A 15,616-nucleotide genomic window follows, 5' to 3' on the forward strand; every position below is an offset into this window, starting at 1 on the left:
ACAAGAGCCAGATCAAGTGCGAAGCAAAAGACTCTCTACCTGATGCAACGCAGTCTAAATGTGGGAGCGGGCTTGCTCGCGAATGCGGTGGGTCAGTCAATTCATCTGTCACTGACCCACCGCATTCGCGAGCAAGCCCGCTCCCACCTTTGACCGAGTATGGCTCTGCTGTTGCTGTTGCTCCGGCTCTTACATCCTTGTTGTGTAGATATTCACACTCCCTCGGGAGGTTTTTATCAGCGGGTCAGACCTTATGGCTTAGCCACGTTCCAGTTGCCACCCACGCCGTCGCCGGTGATGTCGCCAGGTTTGGCGTCCTTGACCCAGGTGTACAGCGCCTGGCCTTTGTAGGCCCACTGTTTGCTGCCGTCATCGCGGCTGATCACGCTGTAGCCGTCGGCATCTTTCGCCGAGGCGGCGGCTGTGAACGCTGGCCAGTTGGCCAGGCACTGGCCTGTGCACACCGATTTGCCGGCGCTGTCTTTGGCGAAGGTGTAGAGGGTCATCCCGTGGCCGTCTACCAGCACTTTGCCCTTGGCACTGTCGGCCACCTTGGCCGGGGCGGCGAAGGCCATGGACGAAGCGCAGGCGAGGAGGGCGGCGGCGGCGAGGAAGGATTTTTTCAGCATGACTAGCTCCTGGGTTTTTCTGGTTTTGAGAAGGTGTACCCAGGTAAACACCCGTCGCGGCGCTTTATTCCTCCTGCGTGAATAATTAGTTAAACGCGGCCGCGATTGACCATCGCCAGAATCGTCGCCAACAGCTCCTGTTGCGCTTCTTCGCGGCTGATCTCGCCACTGGCCGCTGCCTGGGACAAGGCTTCGGCGGCACCCAGCATGGCGCGTAATCCGGCCTGGGAAACAGTGCCGTTGGGCGCGAACGGCGCCAGTGCATCGCGGCACTTTTGCAGAAAGACCGCCTCGTATTTGCGCTTCAGCGTTTCCAACTCCGGCGAACTGCTCAAGGCGGCGATCACCCCCGGAATTTCCCGCCCTTGCAACAACACGCAATCGACGTAGCAAGACGCGATGACCCAGGCTTGTTCCTGCAGGGTGGCGGCGCTGGTGTCCAGCGCCTCGGCAAACACCTGGTTCTGGCGGCTATCGAAGTCTTCGTACAGGGCAGCCAGCAAGCCGGCGCGGGTGATGAAATGGTCGTAGACCACCGGCTTGGTAACGCCCGCCAGCTCGGCCAGGCGGCCCAGGGTCAGGGCTTCGGTGCCTTCCTCGCGCACCAGTTGCCAGGCTACGTCGAGCAATTGGCGCAGGCGGTCCTCGCGGGATAGGCGGCGGCGTGGGGCAGGGGATTCAGCGCTTGACATGCTTATATACCAAAAGTAACTTAAAGTGCGTAACCTACTAAAAGTAGCTAGCGCCCAGCCTAGCTCGAAATGGAGTCAATGTCATGCACGCACTGATCGTTGTTGCCCATCACGACCCGCAATCCCTCACCCATAGCCTGGCCGCACACGTAGCGGCGGGGCTCACGACGGCCGGCCACACCTACGAGATCGCCGACCTTGCCGCCGAAGGCTTCGACCCGCGCTATAGCGCCGCCGACCACTTGGTACACCGCACTCGCGCAGAACCGCCCGCGGATGTGCTGGCTGAACAGGCGCGCATCGACCGCGCCGATGCACTGGTGCTGGCGTTCCCGATTTATTGGTGGTCACTGCCGGGCCTGCTCAAAGGCTGGGTCGACCGCGTGTTCGTCAACGGCTGGGCGATTGATTATGGGCCCGACACGCCGGTGGTGAAAAAACTGCGGCACTTGCAGGTGCACCTGCTGGCGCTGGGTGCGGCGGATGAAGGCGCGTTTGATCGTCACGGCTACGCCAAGGCCATGCGCACGCAGATCGACTACGGGATTTTTGATTACTGTGGGGCGCAGGTGCTGACGTCAGAGCTGCTGCTGGATTCGGAGGGCGGCGCTGCGCAAGCGCATTTGCGCACCGCCAAGGCCATCGGGCAGAGCCTGTTTGAACGCGAAGTGGTTGCCGGCTGAATCAGCCTTCGCGAAACAGATCGTGGGCATCCAGCAGGCGGTAGGCAATTTCCGGGCGCTTCTCCAGGCCACGGCGAATCGCCGCCGGAATCGCCTGGCGGGTTTTGCGGCACAGGCCGGGCTGTTCATCGATATTGATCTGAATGCCGCGCATGCTCTTGACCTCGGTGTGCCCTGGCGCCACCTGCACGCGGATGCCCAATAGTTCAAACATCTTCTGTTGCATGTGTTCCAGGTCTTGCAGGCTCTGGAGGTTTTCCAGGCGCTCGACCAGCTTTTTTTCTTCCTGACGCGTCAGGCTGAGAATGCGCAGGTCGGCGCCGGGCGCTTGTAACAGCTGTTCGCGGTCACAGGCACACACGCCGGGTGGGCAGGGTTGGCGAATTGTCATGTGCATTCCCTCCCCAAGCCGACGTGTTGGCTCAGTAGCTGAGCGTTACCCCAAGGCTGCCCAAGGCCTTCCAGTACTCAGGGTAGGTCTTGGCCACGCAGTCCGGGTCCTGAATGCGGATTCCCGCCACCTTCAGCCCGGCCAGGGCAAAGCACATGGCGATGCGGTGGTCGGCGTGGGTGTCGATCAGCGCATTGCAGGACGTGCCGGCCAGTGCCGGGTCGCTGGCCACCAGCAGGTCGTCGCCCTCAATGGTCGCCAACCCTGGGCGAATTTCGTTGAGACCGTCGTGCAGCGCCTGTACACGGTCACATTCCTTGACGCGCAGGTTGGCCAGTTCCGTGAAGCGCACCGGGGTGTTGTTGAACGCGGCCAGCACCGCCAGGGTCGGGATTGCGTCCTGCATCTGCGAGCCGACCACGGTGGCCTGCATATTCGGGAACTGCGCGATCACGGCCTGGGCCTTGGCGTCCGGCTGGGTGAAGTCTTGCGCAGCTACGCCGATGTCGATGCGCCCGCCGGTCAATACTTCGGCAGCCCACAGGTAAGTGGCGGCGGAGGCGTCGGGTTCGATCAGGTAGTCATGGGCGCTGTATCCGGTGGGCGCCACACGCCAGGTGGTGTCGTCGACCACCTCGACCTGCGCACCGAATGCACGCATGCAGTCCAGTGTCAGGTCGACGTAGCCACGGGCGCCGATGTCCTTGCCGGTCAATGCCACTTCAATCGGCGCCTGGCCGCAGGCGGCGAGCATCAACAGCGCCGACACGTACTGGCTGGACAAGCCGCCATCAATCTCAAAACGCTTGGCCTGCACCTTGCCCACGCCGTGTACGGTCACCGGCGGGCAGCCGGTCGGGCTGTCGACGCGGATGCCGTTCTGGCCGAGGGTGGCCAGCAACGGGCCGATCGGGCGTTTTTGCATGTAGTCGTCGCCGTCGAGTACCACGGTGCCTTCGACGGTCGCTACGGCGGCGGTGAGAAAACGCATCGCGGTGCCAGCATTGCCGAGGAACAGCGGCTGCGACGGCAATTGCAGCTTGCCTGCGCCTGTGACCACGAAGGTGGTGTCGTCTGGTTCATCGATGCTCACGCCCATCTGGCGCAAGGCCACTGACATATGGCGGGTGTCATCGCTTTTCAGCGCACCGCTCAGGCGGCTGGTGCCCTTGGCCAGCGCGGCCAGCAACAGGGCGCGGTTAGTAATGGATTTGGAGCCGGGGGGCGCGACCTTGCCGTTCAGAGCGAAATTGGGCGGTGTAACGGTCACGGTTTTCTGCGAACTCAAGGTACAAGGCTCCTGATCAAGGCAAGGCGGTATGGAGTGGCCGACGGGCGGACCCGAATAATCAGCCAAACACGCCACCCTTGTCGAGCGGGGATCGTTGTATGGCGTGTATTTCGAGGCTGTCGCCGACGTGTCCGGGGAACGGACTGTTGTTGTAGTCGGACTACTCCTTTGCGCGTAGGACAAGCAGTAAATCCGATGCAGGACAATGCCCTTTAGTCAGCGATACGCAGGCAGTGTGCGAACTTTCCGAGGGAAGCAGCGGCTGGACAATAACGCCCGCCAAGGTAAGTTCGAGGCGTGCTCCATGACGGGGCACATTCAATCAAGGAGTGACTGAAATGAACAAACCCCAGACCCAACTTCGCCATGGTCGCGTAGTCGATCCGGACAGCCGTGGTTCAGTGGCAGTGGAGCGTGGGCTGCTCGGCAACTGGCAAGTCAACGAGATGGAAGGCGGTAAAAACTTCCCATCGCTCACTGCCGGGCCGTTCCCCGCGCCCTATCAAACCGATGATCCAAGCGTCACGCCGCCGGCCGACGGGCATATCCTGAGTGGCGGCAAAACCGACGATCGCGATTGCCTCAACTTCACGGATGAGGAGATGAGCAAAAAGCTCAACACGCCGTTTACCTGGCCATTGCTGAATGTCGAGGCTGGCCAGGTGTTCAAGGTGCAGTGGGAATACACCGCCGCTCACGTCACCCGTGGTTATCGCTGGCTGATCACCAAGGATGGCTGGGACCCCAAGCAACGCATCAGCCGTGCGCAGCTTGAGGCCAAGCCGTTTTTCGAAGACTTCTACACCCAGGTGCCGTACTACCAGCACGCCGATGAAATGAAGGCCAAGGTCGAACACCAGGTCACGCTGCCCAAGGGCAAGAAAGGTCGGCATGTGGTGGTGTTGATGTGGATCGTGGCCAACACCGGCAACGCGTTCTATCAGGCGTTTGACCTGGACTTCAACTAAGCGCTGTTAACGCTGGGCCAACCAGTAGTCATGCAGCGCCCGCGCAGCGGGTTCGATAGCTCGAGCCCGCTGCTGGTGGGCGTTTACATCCAGGTCTGCCGGCAGTTCAAAGTTGTCCTGCTCGGCGCACCAGGAAATCTTCTCCAGCAGCGCCGCCTGTTCGGCAGGCAGCTCTGGCCAGTTGCCAATTGCGGCGCCACGGATATAACCGAAGCACCATTCCTCGGCCAGCGTGACGGTTTGACCTTGGTGTTCGGTGTCATCAAAACGCGCCTTGAAGCTTTGCGCATCGGTGGCCAATTGCGCCGCCAGCGTATTCATATGGCGCACGCACAGCTCGAGGAAACGCTGGGCCTCTTCCACGTTTTCCCAGGCCGGGTTCTGCCCACCCCAGATCGCCGGGAACCACTCAGCGACGTCCACTTGTGCGGGGCTGGAGACCAGCGCGGTGAAGTAGCCGTCGAGTTCAGCCAGGTTCAGCACCGAATGATCGTCGCCGTATTTCAACAGGGTTTCGTCAATGAAGTCGAAATCGGCAGGGGTGAGGGGTTGGGCGAGCATGGGCATATCCTTTAAACGTCGAGCGCCGCGAAGTGGGCGGCTTAAAGCGCAGAGGATGGCGCTTGGGCGGGCTTTTTTCCACTTATTTCCCAGCGCTGACACAGCTTGCTCACGCACATCGAACCCACCACCGCCAGAATGATCGGCACCAGAAAGTCATGCTCGATGCGGGTAAATTCGGCCACCAGCACAATCGCTGTCAGCGGCATGCTCATGCTGGACGCCAAAAACGCCGCCGCGCCGATGATCGCAAATGCGCCCAGCGGCACCCCGGGCCACACCAGGCTCCAGGCGCCGCCGAGCAGAATCGCGAGCAACGCGCCATTGGCCAAACCCGGCGTCAGCAGGCCACCCTCGGCGCCCGCGCGCAGGCTGCTGGCAGTGATCAATACCTTGACCAGCAGCAGGATAGCGGCCAGGCCTATCGCCAGCTCATTGTCGAAGCCCAGTTGCGCCGGGCCTTTACCATTGCCGAGGATCTGCGGCAGCAGCATCGCCAGCCCGCCGATAAGCGTAAAGTTGATCAGCGACATTACCGGCAGGCGCCAGCCGCGTGCGGCGTTGGCCCTGGCGCCGGCGGTAAAACGGCTGAACCCATAGGCGGCCACGCCAAATACCGGCCCGCACACCACCGCCCAAGCGATCAGCGCCGGGCTGAGCACAAAGTGCGGTACTACATACTGCGATTCCGCACCCAGCCCGATCCACGCCACCGACGCACCAATCGCCGAGGTCGCCAGCGCAATCACCGCCGCCGGCCAACTGAAGGCGCCCACCAGCACTTCCAGCACAAACACCGCGCCGCCCAACGGCACGTTGTACACCGCCGCCAACCCGGCACCGGCGCCGCAGGCCACGATCAAACGGTGCATGTGCGGTTCCAGTCGGGCGCGTTGGGACAGCCAGGTCGCGGCCAGCGCGCCGACCTCACGCGGCGCCACTTCACGGCCCAACGGCGAACCGAGGGCCACGGTGATGATCTGCAGCACGGCGTGGGCGAGGGTGGTCTTGGGCGGCATGATCGGCATGTTTTCAGACACGGCCTGTTTGATGCTCACCAGTGGGCGGCCATAGCGATAAATCATCCACCAGCCCAGCCCGGCGACCAGGCCGCACACCACCAGCACCAGCAGGCGGCGCTCCGGCGCGGCAGCGGTGACGCCCCACAAAAAGGTTTCGTGGCTGACCAGGCTGTCGAGGCTGTAGCCGTAGGCCAGGTGCTGGATGCCATGCAGCAGCAACGCCAGCAGCATCCCGCCCAGCCCGGCGCCGATGCCGGTCAGCACGACCACCAGGGCCAGAATCAATGATGAACGAAAGGTGGACGGCATAGCGGGCTCCAGGCAGTGGCCCTGAGTGTATAGCCGATAAAACGCGGTGCCTGGGTGAAATGTATCGGCAGGCCATCAACCCGCCGCCCACAACATTTCATTACTTTTGCCAGTCCCGTTTTTGGCCGATGCGCCGTCATGCTCCCTTGTTATAGTTCGAGCCTTATTACTCGCCAGTCAGGGATCACTGCCATGTCCGAATACCAAGCTTTCATCGTCGAACTCACTGGCAATGTTGCCCATGTGCAGATCAACCGCCCGGAAAAGATCAACGCGATGAACGCGGCGTTCTGGACCGAGATCATCGACATCTTCCAATGGGTCGAAGACACCGACGCCGTGCGCGCCGTGGTGCTCAGCGGCGCCGGCAAGCACTTCTCCTCCGGCATCGATTTGATGATGATGGCCTCAGTAGCCAATAGCTTCGGCAAAGATGTAGGCCGCAACGCACGCCTGCTGCGGCGCAAGATCCTCGAACTGCAAGCCTCGTTCAATGCCGTCGACAACTGCCGCAAGCCGGTGCTGGCGGCGATCCAGGGTTACTGCATCGGCGGCGCCATCGACCTGATCAGCGCCTGTGACATGCGCTACGCCGCCGAAGGCGCGCAGTTCTCGATCAAGGAAATCGACATCGGCATGGCCGCCGACGTCGGCACCCTGCAACGTCTGCCACGCATCATTGGCGACGGCATGTTGCGTGAACTGGCCTACACCGGTCGCCCGTTCGGCGCCGAAGAAGCGCGCAGCATTGGCTTGGTCAATCGCGTGTACCCCGATCAGGACAGCCTGTTGGCCGGGGTCATGGAAATCGCCCATGAAATCGCGAGCAAATCACCGATTGCCGTGGCCGGCACCAAAGCCATGATCAGCTACATGCGTGACCATACGGTCAATGATGGTCTGGAATACGTTGCCACCTGGAACTCGGCTATGTTGCAATCCAACGACCTGCGCGTGGCCATCGCGGCCCATATGAGTAAGCAGAAACCCGAATTCGTGGATTGACTGACATGACCCCAGGCTGGATTACCACAACGCTGCTGGACAACGACGCCCCAGGCGGCTGGGCTGTCGCCCGCAGCCGCGAGGGCTTTTTGCATGACACCAATGGCCCGCTGTTCCCGCGTGAATGGCTCAAGCGCCAGGACCTGTCGGTGTTCGCCGAACACGGCATTGGCCACCTCGACGGTGAGCCGGTGTACTTGCTGGAGCTGAACGCGGCAGCCGAAGTACCGGGTTGCAGTTGGCAGGGCCTGCGCGGCTTCATGTTGCAGGGCGACCACACCCTGTACAAAGTGCTGGGCTACGCCGCGCAGATCGGCACTTGGGCACGGGAGCATCGGTTCTGTGGCAGTTGTGGCCAGGCCATGGTCCAGGTGCCGCGTGAACGTGCGATGTATTGCCAGGCCTGCGACCTGCGCAGCTACCCACGCATTTCGCCGAGCATGATTGTGCTGGTGACCCGTGGCGACGAGATTCTGCTGGCGCGTTCGCCGCGTTTTGTCACCGGTGTGTACAGCACGCTGGCGGGGTTCGCCGAGCCGGGTGAGTCGGCCGAAGACTGCCTGATCCGTGAAGTGCGCGAAGAAGTGCAGGTGGAGGTCAAGAACATCCAGTACATGGGCAGCCAGTGCTGGCCGTTCCCGCATTCGATGATGCTGGGCTTCCATGCCGAGTACGCCAGCGGCGACATCGTGCCCCAGGCCGATGAGATCGAAGACGCGCAATGGTTCAATATCCACGACCTGCCGCCGTTGCCGGCGTCACGTTCGATTGCGCGTTACCTGATCGACCTCTACCTGGCGCGCCGTCTAGGCCACGCTGAACCAGTGCTGCCAGGCTAGGCGCACCGTCAGGCCGAGGACCACGGTGATAAACACCGGGCGAATGAATTTGGCGCCGCCGCTGATTGCGCTGCGTGCGCCAAAGAACGCGCCGCACATCACCGAGAAGCCCATTGCCAGACCGACGATCCAGTCCACCGAGCCATTGAAGATAAACACCGACAGCGCCGCCGCGTTGCTGACGAAGTTCATGCTGCGCGCCACGCCGCTGGCTTTGACCAGGTCGATGGGGTGCAGCAGCATCGTACTCACCGTCCAGAATGCGCCAGTGCCGGGACCGGCCACGCCGTCGTAGAAACCCAGGCCGAAGCCTTGGGTGGACTGCCATTTCTTCTTGATCGGTGCGTCAGCGTCCAGCGGCGCCTTGGGCGTGCCGCCGAACAGCAAATACACACCACAGGCGAACACGATCACCGGGAGCATTTTGTTCAGGGTTTCGGCCGGCAGGTAGTGGGCGACCACGGCGCCAGCCAATGCGCCGACCAACGTGCCGACGATGGCGTGTACCCATTGGCGCGGGTGGAACAGCTTGCGCCGGTAGAAGGTGAAACTGGCAGTGGCGGAGCCGAAGGTCGAGCTGAGTTTGTTGGTGCCCAACACCAGGTGCGGTGGCATGCCGGCGGTGAGCAGGGCAGGCGTGGTAAGCAGGCCGCCGCCGCCGGCGATGGCGTCGATAAAGCCGGCAATAAAGGCCACGCAGGCAAGAATGGCGAGGGTGGTCAGGTCAACGCTGAGTTCGAAGGGCATGGGCAGGGCTTATTATGGGCAGGGCGCAGGAAGGGGCTGCGCCAAAGATCGCCATCTTACCTGCCGGATGTACACAGATCCAAATGTGGGAGCTGGCTTGCCTGCGATAGCGGTAGGGCAGGCCCAACTGCTGTAACTGACCCGACGCCATCGCAGGCAAGCCAGCTCCCACCTTTAAACCGAGCCCGCCTGGCTATTTATGGGTGCCGAGCCACTCCAGCGCCGTGCGCCACACACAAATCCCCAGAAAGTAAGCCGACATCACCGACCACAACCCAAACGTCCATGGGTTGGTATTGGGATAATCCACCACCATCAAAAAGCTGCACAGCAACCAGATTGTGGTCACGGCGATGTTGATCGGCATAAAGCGCTTGACCCGAAACGGGTGCAGAAACTTCATCGGCGTGACCGTCAGCAGTGCCAGGCCGATCACCGTGGCCAAGGTCACCCAGGCGTCCGGCTGGATGATGTAAACGCACAAGGCCACCACATTCCAGGCCGCAGGGAAGCCGACAAAGTAGTTGTCCTTGCTCTTCATGTTCACATTGCAGAAGCAGAACAGCGACGACACCAGGATCACCGACACGGTAAACAGGTGGGTGAAGTCCGGCAGGTCGATATAGCGGTAGATAAACAGCGCCGGAATAAACACATAGGTCAGGTAGTCAATCACCAGGTCCAGCACCGAGCCATCGAAGCTGGGCAGTACCGTGCTGACATTGACCCGTCGCGCCAGCGAGCCATCGACGCCATCGACCACCAGCGCCAGGCCCAGCCACAGCAGGCAGGCCTTGGGTGAGTTTTCCAGCAAGGCCAGGGTGGCCAGGAACGCCAGCACCACGCCGGTGGCGGTAAAGCCGTGGGCGCCCCAGGCTTTGAGTCTGGCTACATGCAGGGTCGATATCACGGGCGGCTCTCCAAAAGATGAAACAGGGCAGCCGACGACGTAACGCCGTCGAGTCTGGCCGGGGAATGCAGGTATCGACCGGGAAGGGGGGGATAAGGTTCACCGCCCCGGCGTATCACTTAGCGTAGCAAGGGTCAGACGTTTCGGCATCAACCCTGATGGAACACCAATGCCTTCAAACCGCTCTGCGGGTCGACATCGGGAAATTCCGGCGGGTTTTCCAACCGCTGCACAAAGCGCAGGCCCGGTGCTTCGCGGGTTACGCCGTCAATCAGGAAGTCCTCACCGAAGGCCGGGTCGTTCATGCAGGCCAACACCGTGCCGTGGGCTGTGAGCAGATCCGGCAGGCGGCGCAGCACGCGCTGGTAGTCTTTGGTCAGCAGGAAACTGCCTTTCTGGAATGACGGCGGGTCGATGATCACCAGGTCGTAAGGGCCGCTGTTCGTCACCTTGGCCCAGGATTTGAACAGGTCGTGGCCCAGGAAGCTGACGCGGCTAAGGTCATGACCATTGAGGCGATGGTTGTCGCGACCCCGGCTAAGGGCGCCACGGGCCATGTCCAGGTTTACTACATGGTCGGCGCCGCCTTCGATGGCCGCCACCGAAAAACCGCAGGTGTAGGCGAACAGGTTGAGCACGCGCTGGCCCTTGGCCTGTTCGCGCACCCAATTGCGGCCGTAACGCATGTCGAGGAACAGGCCGCTGTTCTGTTTTTTACCCAGGTCGATCAGGTAGCGCAGGCCGCCTTCGGTAATGGTCAGCTCGTCTACGGCTTCGCCCGCGAGCCATTCGGTGGTGCTTTGCGGCAGGTAGCGGTGTTGCAGCGCAACCGTGTAAGCATTGAACTGAGTTTGCAGCAGCTGTTTAAGGGCTTCGAGCTGCTCAGGCGCAGGCTCCTTGAACAACGAGACCAGCAGCACGCCCTGCAACCAGTCCACCGTCAGTTGCTCCAGGCCCGGCCAGCAGCGGCCACGCCCGTGGAACAGGCGCCGGGTTTCACTCGGCGGGTTAGCCAGGGCGGTGAGCAAATGAGTGTGCAGGGTAGCGAGTGCGTCTGGGTTCATCGTTGAGCGTCAGTCGTTGAGCGGGCGGCATTTTAAACACAGTTGCGGTGCTTCGTCGTGCTTGAGCACAACGTGCTGCTAAAAAGACGATTAGCAGTGATTCATGCTCAAAATGCTTGAGCCTGCGCCTGATAACAGGCAAAAAATCCTCAGGCACCGACATAAACTGGAAAAAAAGCCCGGAGGTGCCCATGAACGGTTTCGCGAGTGCAGTCAATCACACAGCCCAAGACCCGCAAGAACTGGATGAGTGGCGCGACGCCCTGGCCTCGCTGGTGGCCAATGCCGGGCCGGAACGCGCGCGCCAGATCCTCGACCTGCTGGCCCGCGAAGGCAGCGCAGCGCACATCGACTGGAAACCGCGTCACGGCACGCCCTACGTCAACAGCATCAGCGTTGAGCAACAGCCGGCGTTTCCCGGCGACCTTGCCACCGAGGAGCGAATCGCTTCGCTGGTACGCTGGAACGCCTTGGCCATGGTGGTGCGCGCCAACCAGGCGTATGGCGAACTGGGTGGCCATATCGCCAGTTATGCGAGTGCGGCGGACTTGTTCGAAGTGGGCTTCAATCACTTCTTCCGGGCGCGCAGCGACACCTTCGGCGGCGATCTGGTGTTCTACCAGCCGCATTCGGCACCGGGGATTTATGCCCGCGCTTATCTGGAAGGTCGCCTGACGGATAACGACCTGGCGCACTACCGCCAGGAAATCGGTGGGCCAAAAGCCGGCGCACGCGGCCTGTCCAGCTACCCGCACCCATGGTTGATGCCGGACTTCTGGCAGTTCCCCACCGGCTCCATGGGCATCGGCCCGATCAGCTCGATTTTCCAGGCGCGCTTCATGCGCTATCTGCACCATCGCGGTTTGCTGGACACCACCGACCGGCACGTCTGGGGTGTGTTCGGCGACGGCGAAATGGACGAGCCGGAAAGCATGTCGGCCCTGACCCTGGCTGCCCGCGAAGGCCTGGACAACCTGACCTGGGTGGTCAACTGCAACCTGCAGCGCCTCGACGGCCCGGTGCGTGGCAACGGGCGCATCATCGACGAACTCGAAGCCTTGTTTGCCGGTGCCGGCTGGAACGTGATCAAGCTGGTGTGGGGCTCGGACTGGGACGCCTTGCTGGCCAAGGACGCCGACGGCTCGTTGGTGGAAACCCTGTCGCACACCGTCGACGGGCAATTCCAGACCTTTGCAGCCAAAGACGGCGCCTATAACCGCGAGCACTTCTTCGGCCAAAGCGCGTCGCTGGCGGCCCTGGTGGCGGGCATGAGCGACGAACAGATCGACCGTCTCAAGCGCGGTGGCCACGACATGGTCAAGATCCACGCCGCTTACCATGCCGCGCGCCGGGTCAAAGGCCGGCCCACGGTGATCCTGGCCCAGACCAAAAAGGGCTTCGGCATGGGCGAAGCCGGGCAGGGCAAGATGACCACGCACCAGCAGAAAAAGCTCGACCGCGACGCGTTGCTCGCTTTTCGCAATCGCTTCCAGCTGCCGCTGACGGATGCGCAGACCGAATCCCTGAGTTTTTTCAAACCCGCCGAGGACAGCGTTGAACTGCGTTACCTGCATCAACGTCGGCAAAAGCTCGGCGGTTATGTGCCAAGCCGCAGCCCGCTGGCCGCGCCCGTCAGCGTGCCGCCGGTGGCAGGTTACGGCGGTTTCGCCACGGCAGCCGAGGGTAAGGAGATGTCCACCACCATGGCGTTTGTGCGCATGCTCACCAACCTGCTCAAGGACAAGGCGCTCGGCCCGCGCATCGTGCCGATTGTGGCGGATGAAGCGCGTACCTTCGGCATGGCCAACCTGTTCAAGCAGATCGGCATTTACTCCAGCGTCGGCCAGCGCTATGAGCCGGAAGACATTGGCTCGATCCTCAGCTACCGCGAGGCCACCGACGGGCAGATTCTCGAAGAAGGCATCAGCGAAGCCAGTGCCATCAGCTCCTGGGTGGCGGCGGCTACCAGTTATTCGGTGCATGGGCTGCGCATGTTGCCGTTCTACATCTATTACTCGATGTTCGGTTTCCAGCGCGTCGGCGACCTGATCTGGGCCGCCGCCGACCAGCGCGCCCGAGGCTTCCTGCTCGGCGCCACGGCCGGGCGCACCACCCTGGGCGGCGAAGGCTTGCAGCATCAGGACGGCAGCAGCCACCTCACGGCCGCAACGGTGCCCAATTGCCGCGCCTACGACCCGGCATTTGCCGGCGAGTTCGCGGTGATCCTCGACCACGGCATGCGGCAAATGCTGGAGCACGATGTGGACGAGTTCTACTACGTGACCCTGATGAACGAAAACTACCCGCAGCCGACGCTGCCGGCAGGCGTGGAAGCGGCGATTATCAAGGGTATGTATCGGTTGCAAGGTGCTGCGCAGGCCAAGGTACGCCTGCTTGGCTCAGGCACACTGGTGCGTGAAGCTCAGGCGGCCGCGCAGTTACTGGCTGAGGATTGGCAGGTGGCGAGCGAGGTGTTCAGTGTCACCAGTTTCAGCGAGCTGGCACGGGATGCACGGGAGGTGGAGCGCTGGAATCGGTTGCATCCTCAGGATACGCAGCGCACCAGTCATGTGAATGCATGTTTGCCTGAAGGTGTACCGGTGATTGCGGTGTCAGACTATGTGCGGGCGGTGCCGCAGATGATCGCTTCGTATCTGGATAGCCGCTACACGGTGTTGGGTACAGATGGGTTTGGGCGTAGTGATACACGGGCGGCGTTGCGCGATTTTTTTGAGGTGGATCGCCACCACATTGTACTGGCGGCACTGACGGCGTTGGTGGAGCAGGGCAGTTTGGAGCGTGGCGTGTGTCAGCGCGCAATTGAGCGGTATAACTTGCAGGCTGATCGAGCAGCGTCCTGGAACTCTTGAGCAACACAGATCAAATGTGGGAGCTGGCTTGCCAGCGATAGCATCGACCGAGTCTTAGTGGAAGACCGAGGAGTCTGTATCGCAGGCAAGCCAGCTCCCACAGGGGTTGATTGTGTTTGTTATAAAGAGGCAATCAACGCTGGCCCAAAGGCTTCTTTCAAAAAGCCCGGTGCGATATAGCGCTCGTAGTGTGCCTCGGACAGCAGGAAAAACTCGCGGTCAATCGCGTCACGCAAATCCGCCAGGTGACGCTCGCGGAACTCCGGCAGCAACGCCAGCCCATACGCATCCAGCCTGGAAATCACCCGCGCACCCCGGGCAATCAGCTGGTACGCCCAGCAATACGGCGACTGGTGCGGTACAAAGCGAATTTTGCGGGTTTCAAGTTGCTGACGCAAAAGCTGCGGGTCAAACACCTCAAGCTTGCTGGCCATCACCTGCACCAGCAATTGCTCCAGGCGCAGCCACACCGCCTGTTTTTCCTCGGCGTTGTAGCCATTCCATTGGATGACTTCATGGTGATAACGCTTGCAGCCCCGGCAGACCAGGTCGCCGTAAACGGTGGAGCACAGGCCGACGCAGGGCGTTTTGATGGTTTGGTTGGGCATAAAAGGCATTTTGCAAAGTCTGTAGAACACCACGGACCTAATGTGGGAGCGGGCTTGCTCGCGAATACGGTGGATCAGTCGATGTATCTAGCGACTGACACGCCGCTTTCGCGAGCAAGCCCGCTCCCACATTTTTTAGATCTGCTTGATAGATCAATCCCAGCTCAGCGCGCCGCCGGTCTGGTACTCGATCACACGGGTCTCAAAGAAATTCTTCTCTTTCTTCAAGTCCATGATCTCGCTCATCCAAGGGAACGGGTTAGTCGTCCCTGGGTATTCTTCTTTGAGGCCGATCTGCGACAAACGACGGTTAGCAATAAACTTCAGATAATCCTCCATCATCGCCGCATTCATGCCCAGCACCCCACGCGGCATGGTATCGCGCGCATATTCAATCTCCAGCTGCGTGCCCTGCAGAATCATCTGGGTCGCTTCTTCCTTCATCTCGGCATCCCACAAATGCGGGTTTTCGATTTTGATCTGGTTGATCACATCGATACCGAAGTTCAGGTGCATCGACTCATCACGCAGGATGTACTGGAACTGTTCCGCCACGCCGGTCATTTTGTTGCGACGGCCCATGGACAGGATCTGGGTGAAGCCGCAGTAGAAGAAGATGCCTTCCAGGACGCAGTAGTAGGCGACCAGGTTGCGCAGCAGCTCTTTGTCGGTTTCGACGGTGCCGGTTTCGAACTTCGGATCGGAGATCGAGCGGGTGTATTTGAGGCCCCAGGCTGCCTTTTTGGCGACCGATGGAATCTCGTGGTACATGTTGAAGATCTCGCCCTCATCCATGGCCAGCGATTCGATGCAGTACTGGTAGGCGTGGGTGTGGATCGCTTCTTCGAAGGCCTGGCGCAGGATGTACTGGCGGCACTCCGGGTTGGTGATCAGGCGGTACACGGCCAGGACCAGGTTGTTCGCGACCAACGAATCAGCAGTGGAGAAGAAGCCCAGGTTGCGCATGACGATGCGGCGTTCGTCGTCGGTGAGGCCTTCGGGGTTTTTCCACAGGGCGATGTCGGCG

The 15,616-nt window shown here is 61.3% G+C and carries 16 protein-coding genes; 5 read left to right on the forward strand and 11 right to left on the reverse strand.

Features of this window, described 5'->3' with window-relative positions:
• Nucleotides 1–251 precede the first annotated feature (251 nt).
• Nucleotides 252–629 (reverse strand): hypothetical protein, encoded by a 378-nt coding sequence (locus K0H48_RS07610; protein ID WP_219267012.1) that lies wholly within the window; start codon nucleotides 627–629, stop codon nucleotides 252–254.
• An 89-nt stretch (nucleotides 630–718) separates the two neighbouring features.
• Entirely contained in the window at nucleotides 719–1,321 is a 603-nt protein-coding gene (locus K0H48_RS07615; RefSeq protein ID WP_219267013.1) for a TetR/AcrR family transcriptional regulator, read from the reverse strand.
• Nucleotides 1,322–1,404: 83 nt separating this feature from the next.
• Between K0H48_RS07615 and K0H48_RS07620 the strand changes: the two genes are divergently transcribed.
• Complete coding sequence (locus K0H48_RS07620) at nucleotides 1,405–2,004, forward strand: NAD(P)H-dependent oxidoreductase (protein ID WP_138817505.1); 600 nt, start codon at nucleotides 1,405–1,407, stop codon at nucleotides 2,002–2,004.
• 1 nt (nucleotide 2,005) lies between these two features.
• Here K0H48_RS07620 and K0H48_RS07625 read toward each other — a convergent pair whose 3' ends face one another.
• Nucleotides 2,006–2,395: a hypothetical protein gene (locus tag K0H48_RS07625; RefSeq protein WP_056860400.1), complete on the reverse strand. Its 390-nt coding sequence runs from the start codon at nucleotides 2,393–2,395 to the stop codon at nucleotides 2,006–2,008.
• 31 nt (nucleotides 2,396–2,426) lie between these two features.
• On the reverse strand, nucleotides 2,427–3,683 hold the full coding sequence (locus K0H48_RS07630) for a 3-phosphoshikimate 1-carboxyvinyltransferase (protein ID WP_219267014.1): 1,257 nt from the start codon (nucleotides 3,681–3,683) through the stop codon (nucleotides 2,427–2,429).
• A 341-nt stretch (nucleotides 3,684–4,024) separates the two neighbouring features.
• Between K0H48_RS07630 and K0H48_RS07635 the strand changes: the two genes are divergently transcribed.
• Entirely contained in the window at nucleotides 4,025–4,654 is a 630-nt protein-coding gene (locus K0H48_RS07635; RefSeq protein ID WP_219267015.1) for a lytic polysaccharide monooxygenase auxiliary activity family 9 protein, read from the forward strand.
• 6 nt (nucleotides 4,655–4,660) lie between these two features.
• Here K0H48_RS07635 and K0H48_RS07640 read toward each other — a convergent pair whose 3' ends face one another.
• Both K0H48_RS07640 and K0H48_RS07645 read right to left on the reverse strand, forming a co-directional pair.
• Nucleotides 4,661–5,215 carry a UPF0149 family protein gene (locus K0H48_RS07640; RefSeq protein WP_219267016.1) on the reverse strand — a complete coding sequence of 185 codons (555 nt, stop codon included), beginning with the start codon at nucleotides 5,213–5,215 and terminating at the stop codon, nucleotides 4,661–4,663.
• Nucleotides 5,216–5,256: 41 nt separating this feature from the next.
• The gene (locus K0H48_RS07645; RefSeq protein ID WP_219267017.1) at nucleotides 5,257–6,546 is read right to left on the reverse strand and encodes a chloride channel protein; all 1,290 of its coding nucleotides are present in this window, start codon (nucleotides 6,544–6,546) and stop codon (nucleotides 5,257–5,259) included.
• A 192-nt stretch (nucleotides 6,547–6,738) separates the two neighbouring features.
• Between K0H48_RS07645 and K0H48_RS07650 the strand changes: the two genes are divergently transcribed.
• Both K0H48_RS07650 and nudC read left to right on the forward strand, forming a co-directional pair.
• The gene (locus tag K0H48_RS07650) at nucleotides 6,739–7,551 is read left to right on the forward strand and encodes a crotonase/enoyl-CoA hydratase family protein (RefSeq protein ID WP_219267018.1); all 813 of its coding nucleotides are present in this window, start codon (nucleotides 6,739–6,741) and stop codon (nucleotides 7,549–7,551) included.
• 5 nt (nucleotides 7,552–7,556) lie between these two features.
• Nucleotides 7,557–8,390: an NAD(+) diphosphatase gene (gene nudC, locus K0H48_RS07655; protein ID WP_219267019.1), complete on the forward strand. Its 834-nt coding sequence runs from the start codon at nucleotides 7,557–7,559 to the stop codon at nucleotides 8,388–8,390.
• Here the strand turns inward: nudC and K0H48_RS07660 are convergent.
• The 3 genes from K0H48_RS07660 to K0H48_RS07670 form a co-directional block, all read right to left on the reverse strand.
• Complete coding sequence (locus tag K0H48_RS07660) at nucleotides 8,358–9,137, reverse strand: TSUP family transporter (RefSeq protein WP_017139107.1); 780 nt, start codon at nucleotides 9,135–9,137, stop codon at nucleotides 8,358–8,360. The genes nudC and K0H48_RS07660 overlap by 33 nt on opposite strands.
• 193 nt (nucleotides 9,138–9,330) lie before the next feature.
• A complete protein-coding gene (gene pcsA / locus K0H48_RS07665; RefSeq protein WP_200434200.1) occupies nucleotides 9,331–10,047 on the reverse strand; it encodes a phosphatidylcholine synthase in 717 nt (238 codons plus the stop codon).
• 149 nt (nucleotides 10,048–10,196) lie between these two features.
• Nucleotides 10,197–11,111 (reverse strand): class I SAM-dependent methyltransferase, encoded by a 915-nt coding sequence (locus K0H48_RS07670; RefSeq protein ID WP_219267020.1) that lies wholly within the window; start codon nucleotides 11,109–11,111, stop codon nucleotides 10,197–10,199.
• Nucleotides 11,112–11,302: 191 nt separating this feature from the next.
• Here K0H48_RS07670 and mdeB point away from each other — a divergent pair, with 191 nt between their 5' ends.
• Nucleotides 11,303–13,981, forward strand: a complete 2,679-nt coding sequence (gene mdeB, locus K0H48_RS07675; RefSeq protein WP_219267021.1) for an alpha-ketoglutarate dehydrogenase — start codon at nucleotides 11,303–11,305, stop codon at nucleotides 13,979–13,981.
• A gap of 119 nt (nucleotides 13,982–14,100) precedes the next feature.
• On the opposite strand, the gene K0H48_RS07680 is transcribed toward mdeB, so the two are convergent.
• Together K0H48_RS07680 and K0H48_RS07685 are read right to left on the reverse strand one after the other, a co-directional pair.
• Nucleotides 14,101–14,589: a DUF1289 domain-containing protein gene (locus tag K0H48_RS07680; protein WP_219267022.1), complete on the reverse strand. Its 489-nt coding sequence runs from the start codon at nucleotides 14,587–14,589 to the stop codon at nucleotides 14,101–14,103.
• A 153-nt stretch (nucleotides 14,590–14,742) separates the two neighbouring features.
• Nucleotides 14,743–15,616, reverse strand: an 874-nt coding sequence (locus K0H48_RS07685; RefSeq protein WP_219267023.1) for a ribonucleotide-diphosphate reductase subunit beta, incomplete at its 5' end; no start/stop codon positions are given.

Source organism: Pseudomonas sp. Xaverov 259 (genome assembly GCF_019352915.1).
GTDB lineage: Bacteria > Pseudomonadota > Gammaproteobacteria > Pseudomonadales > Pseudomonadaceae > Aquipseudomonas.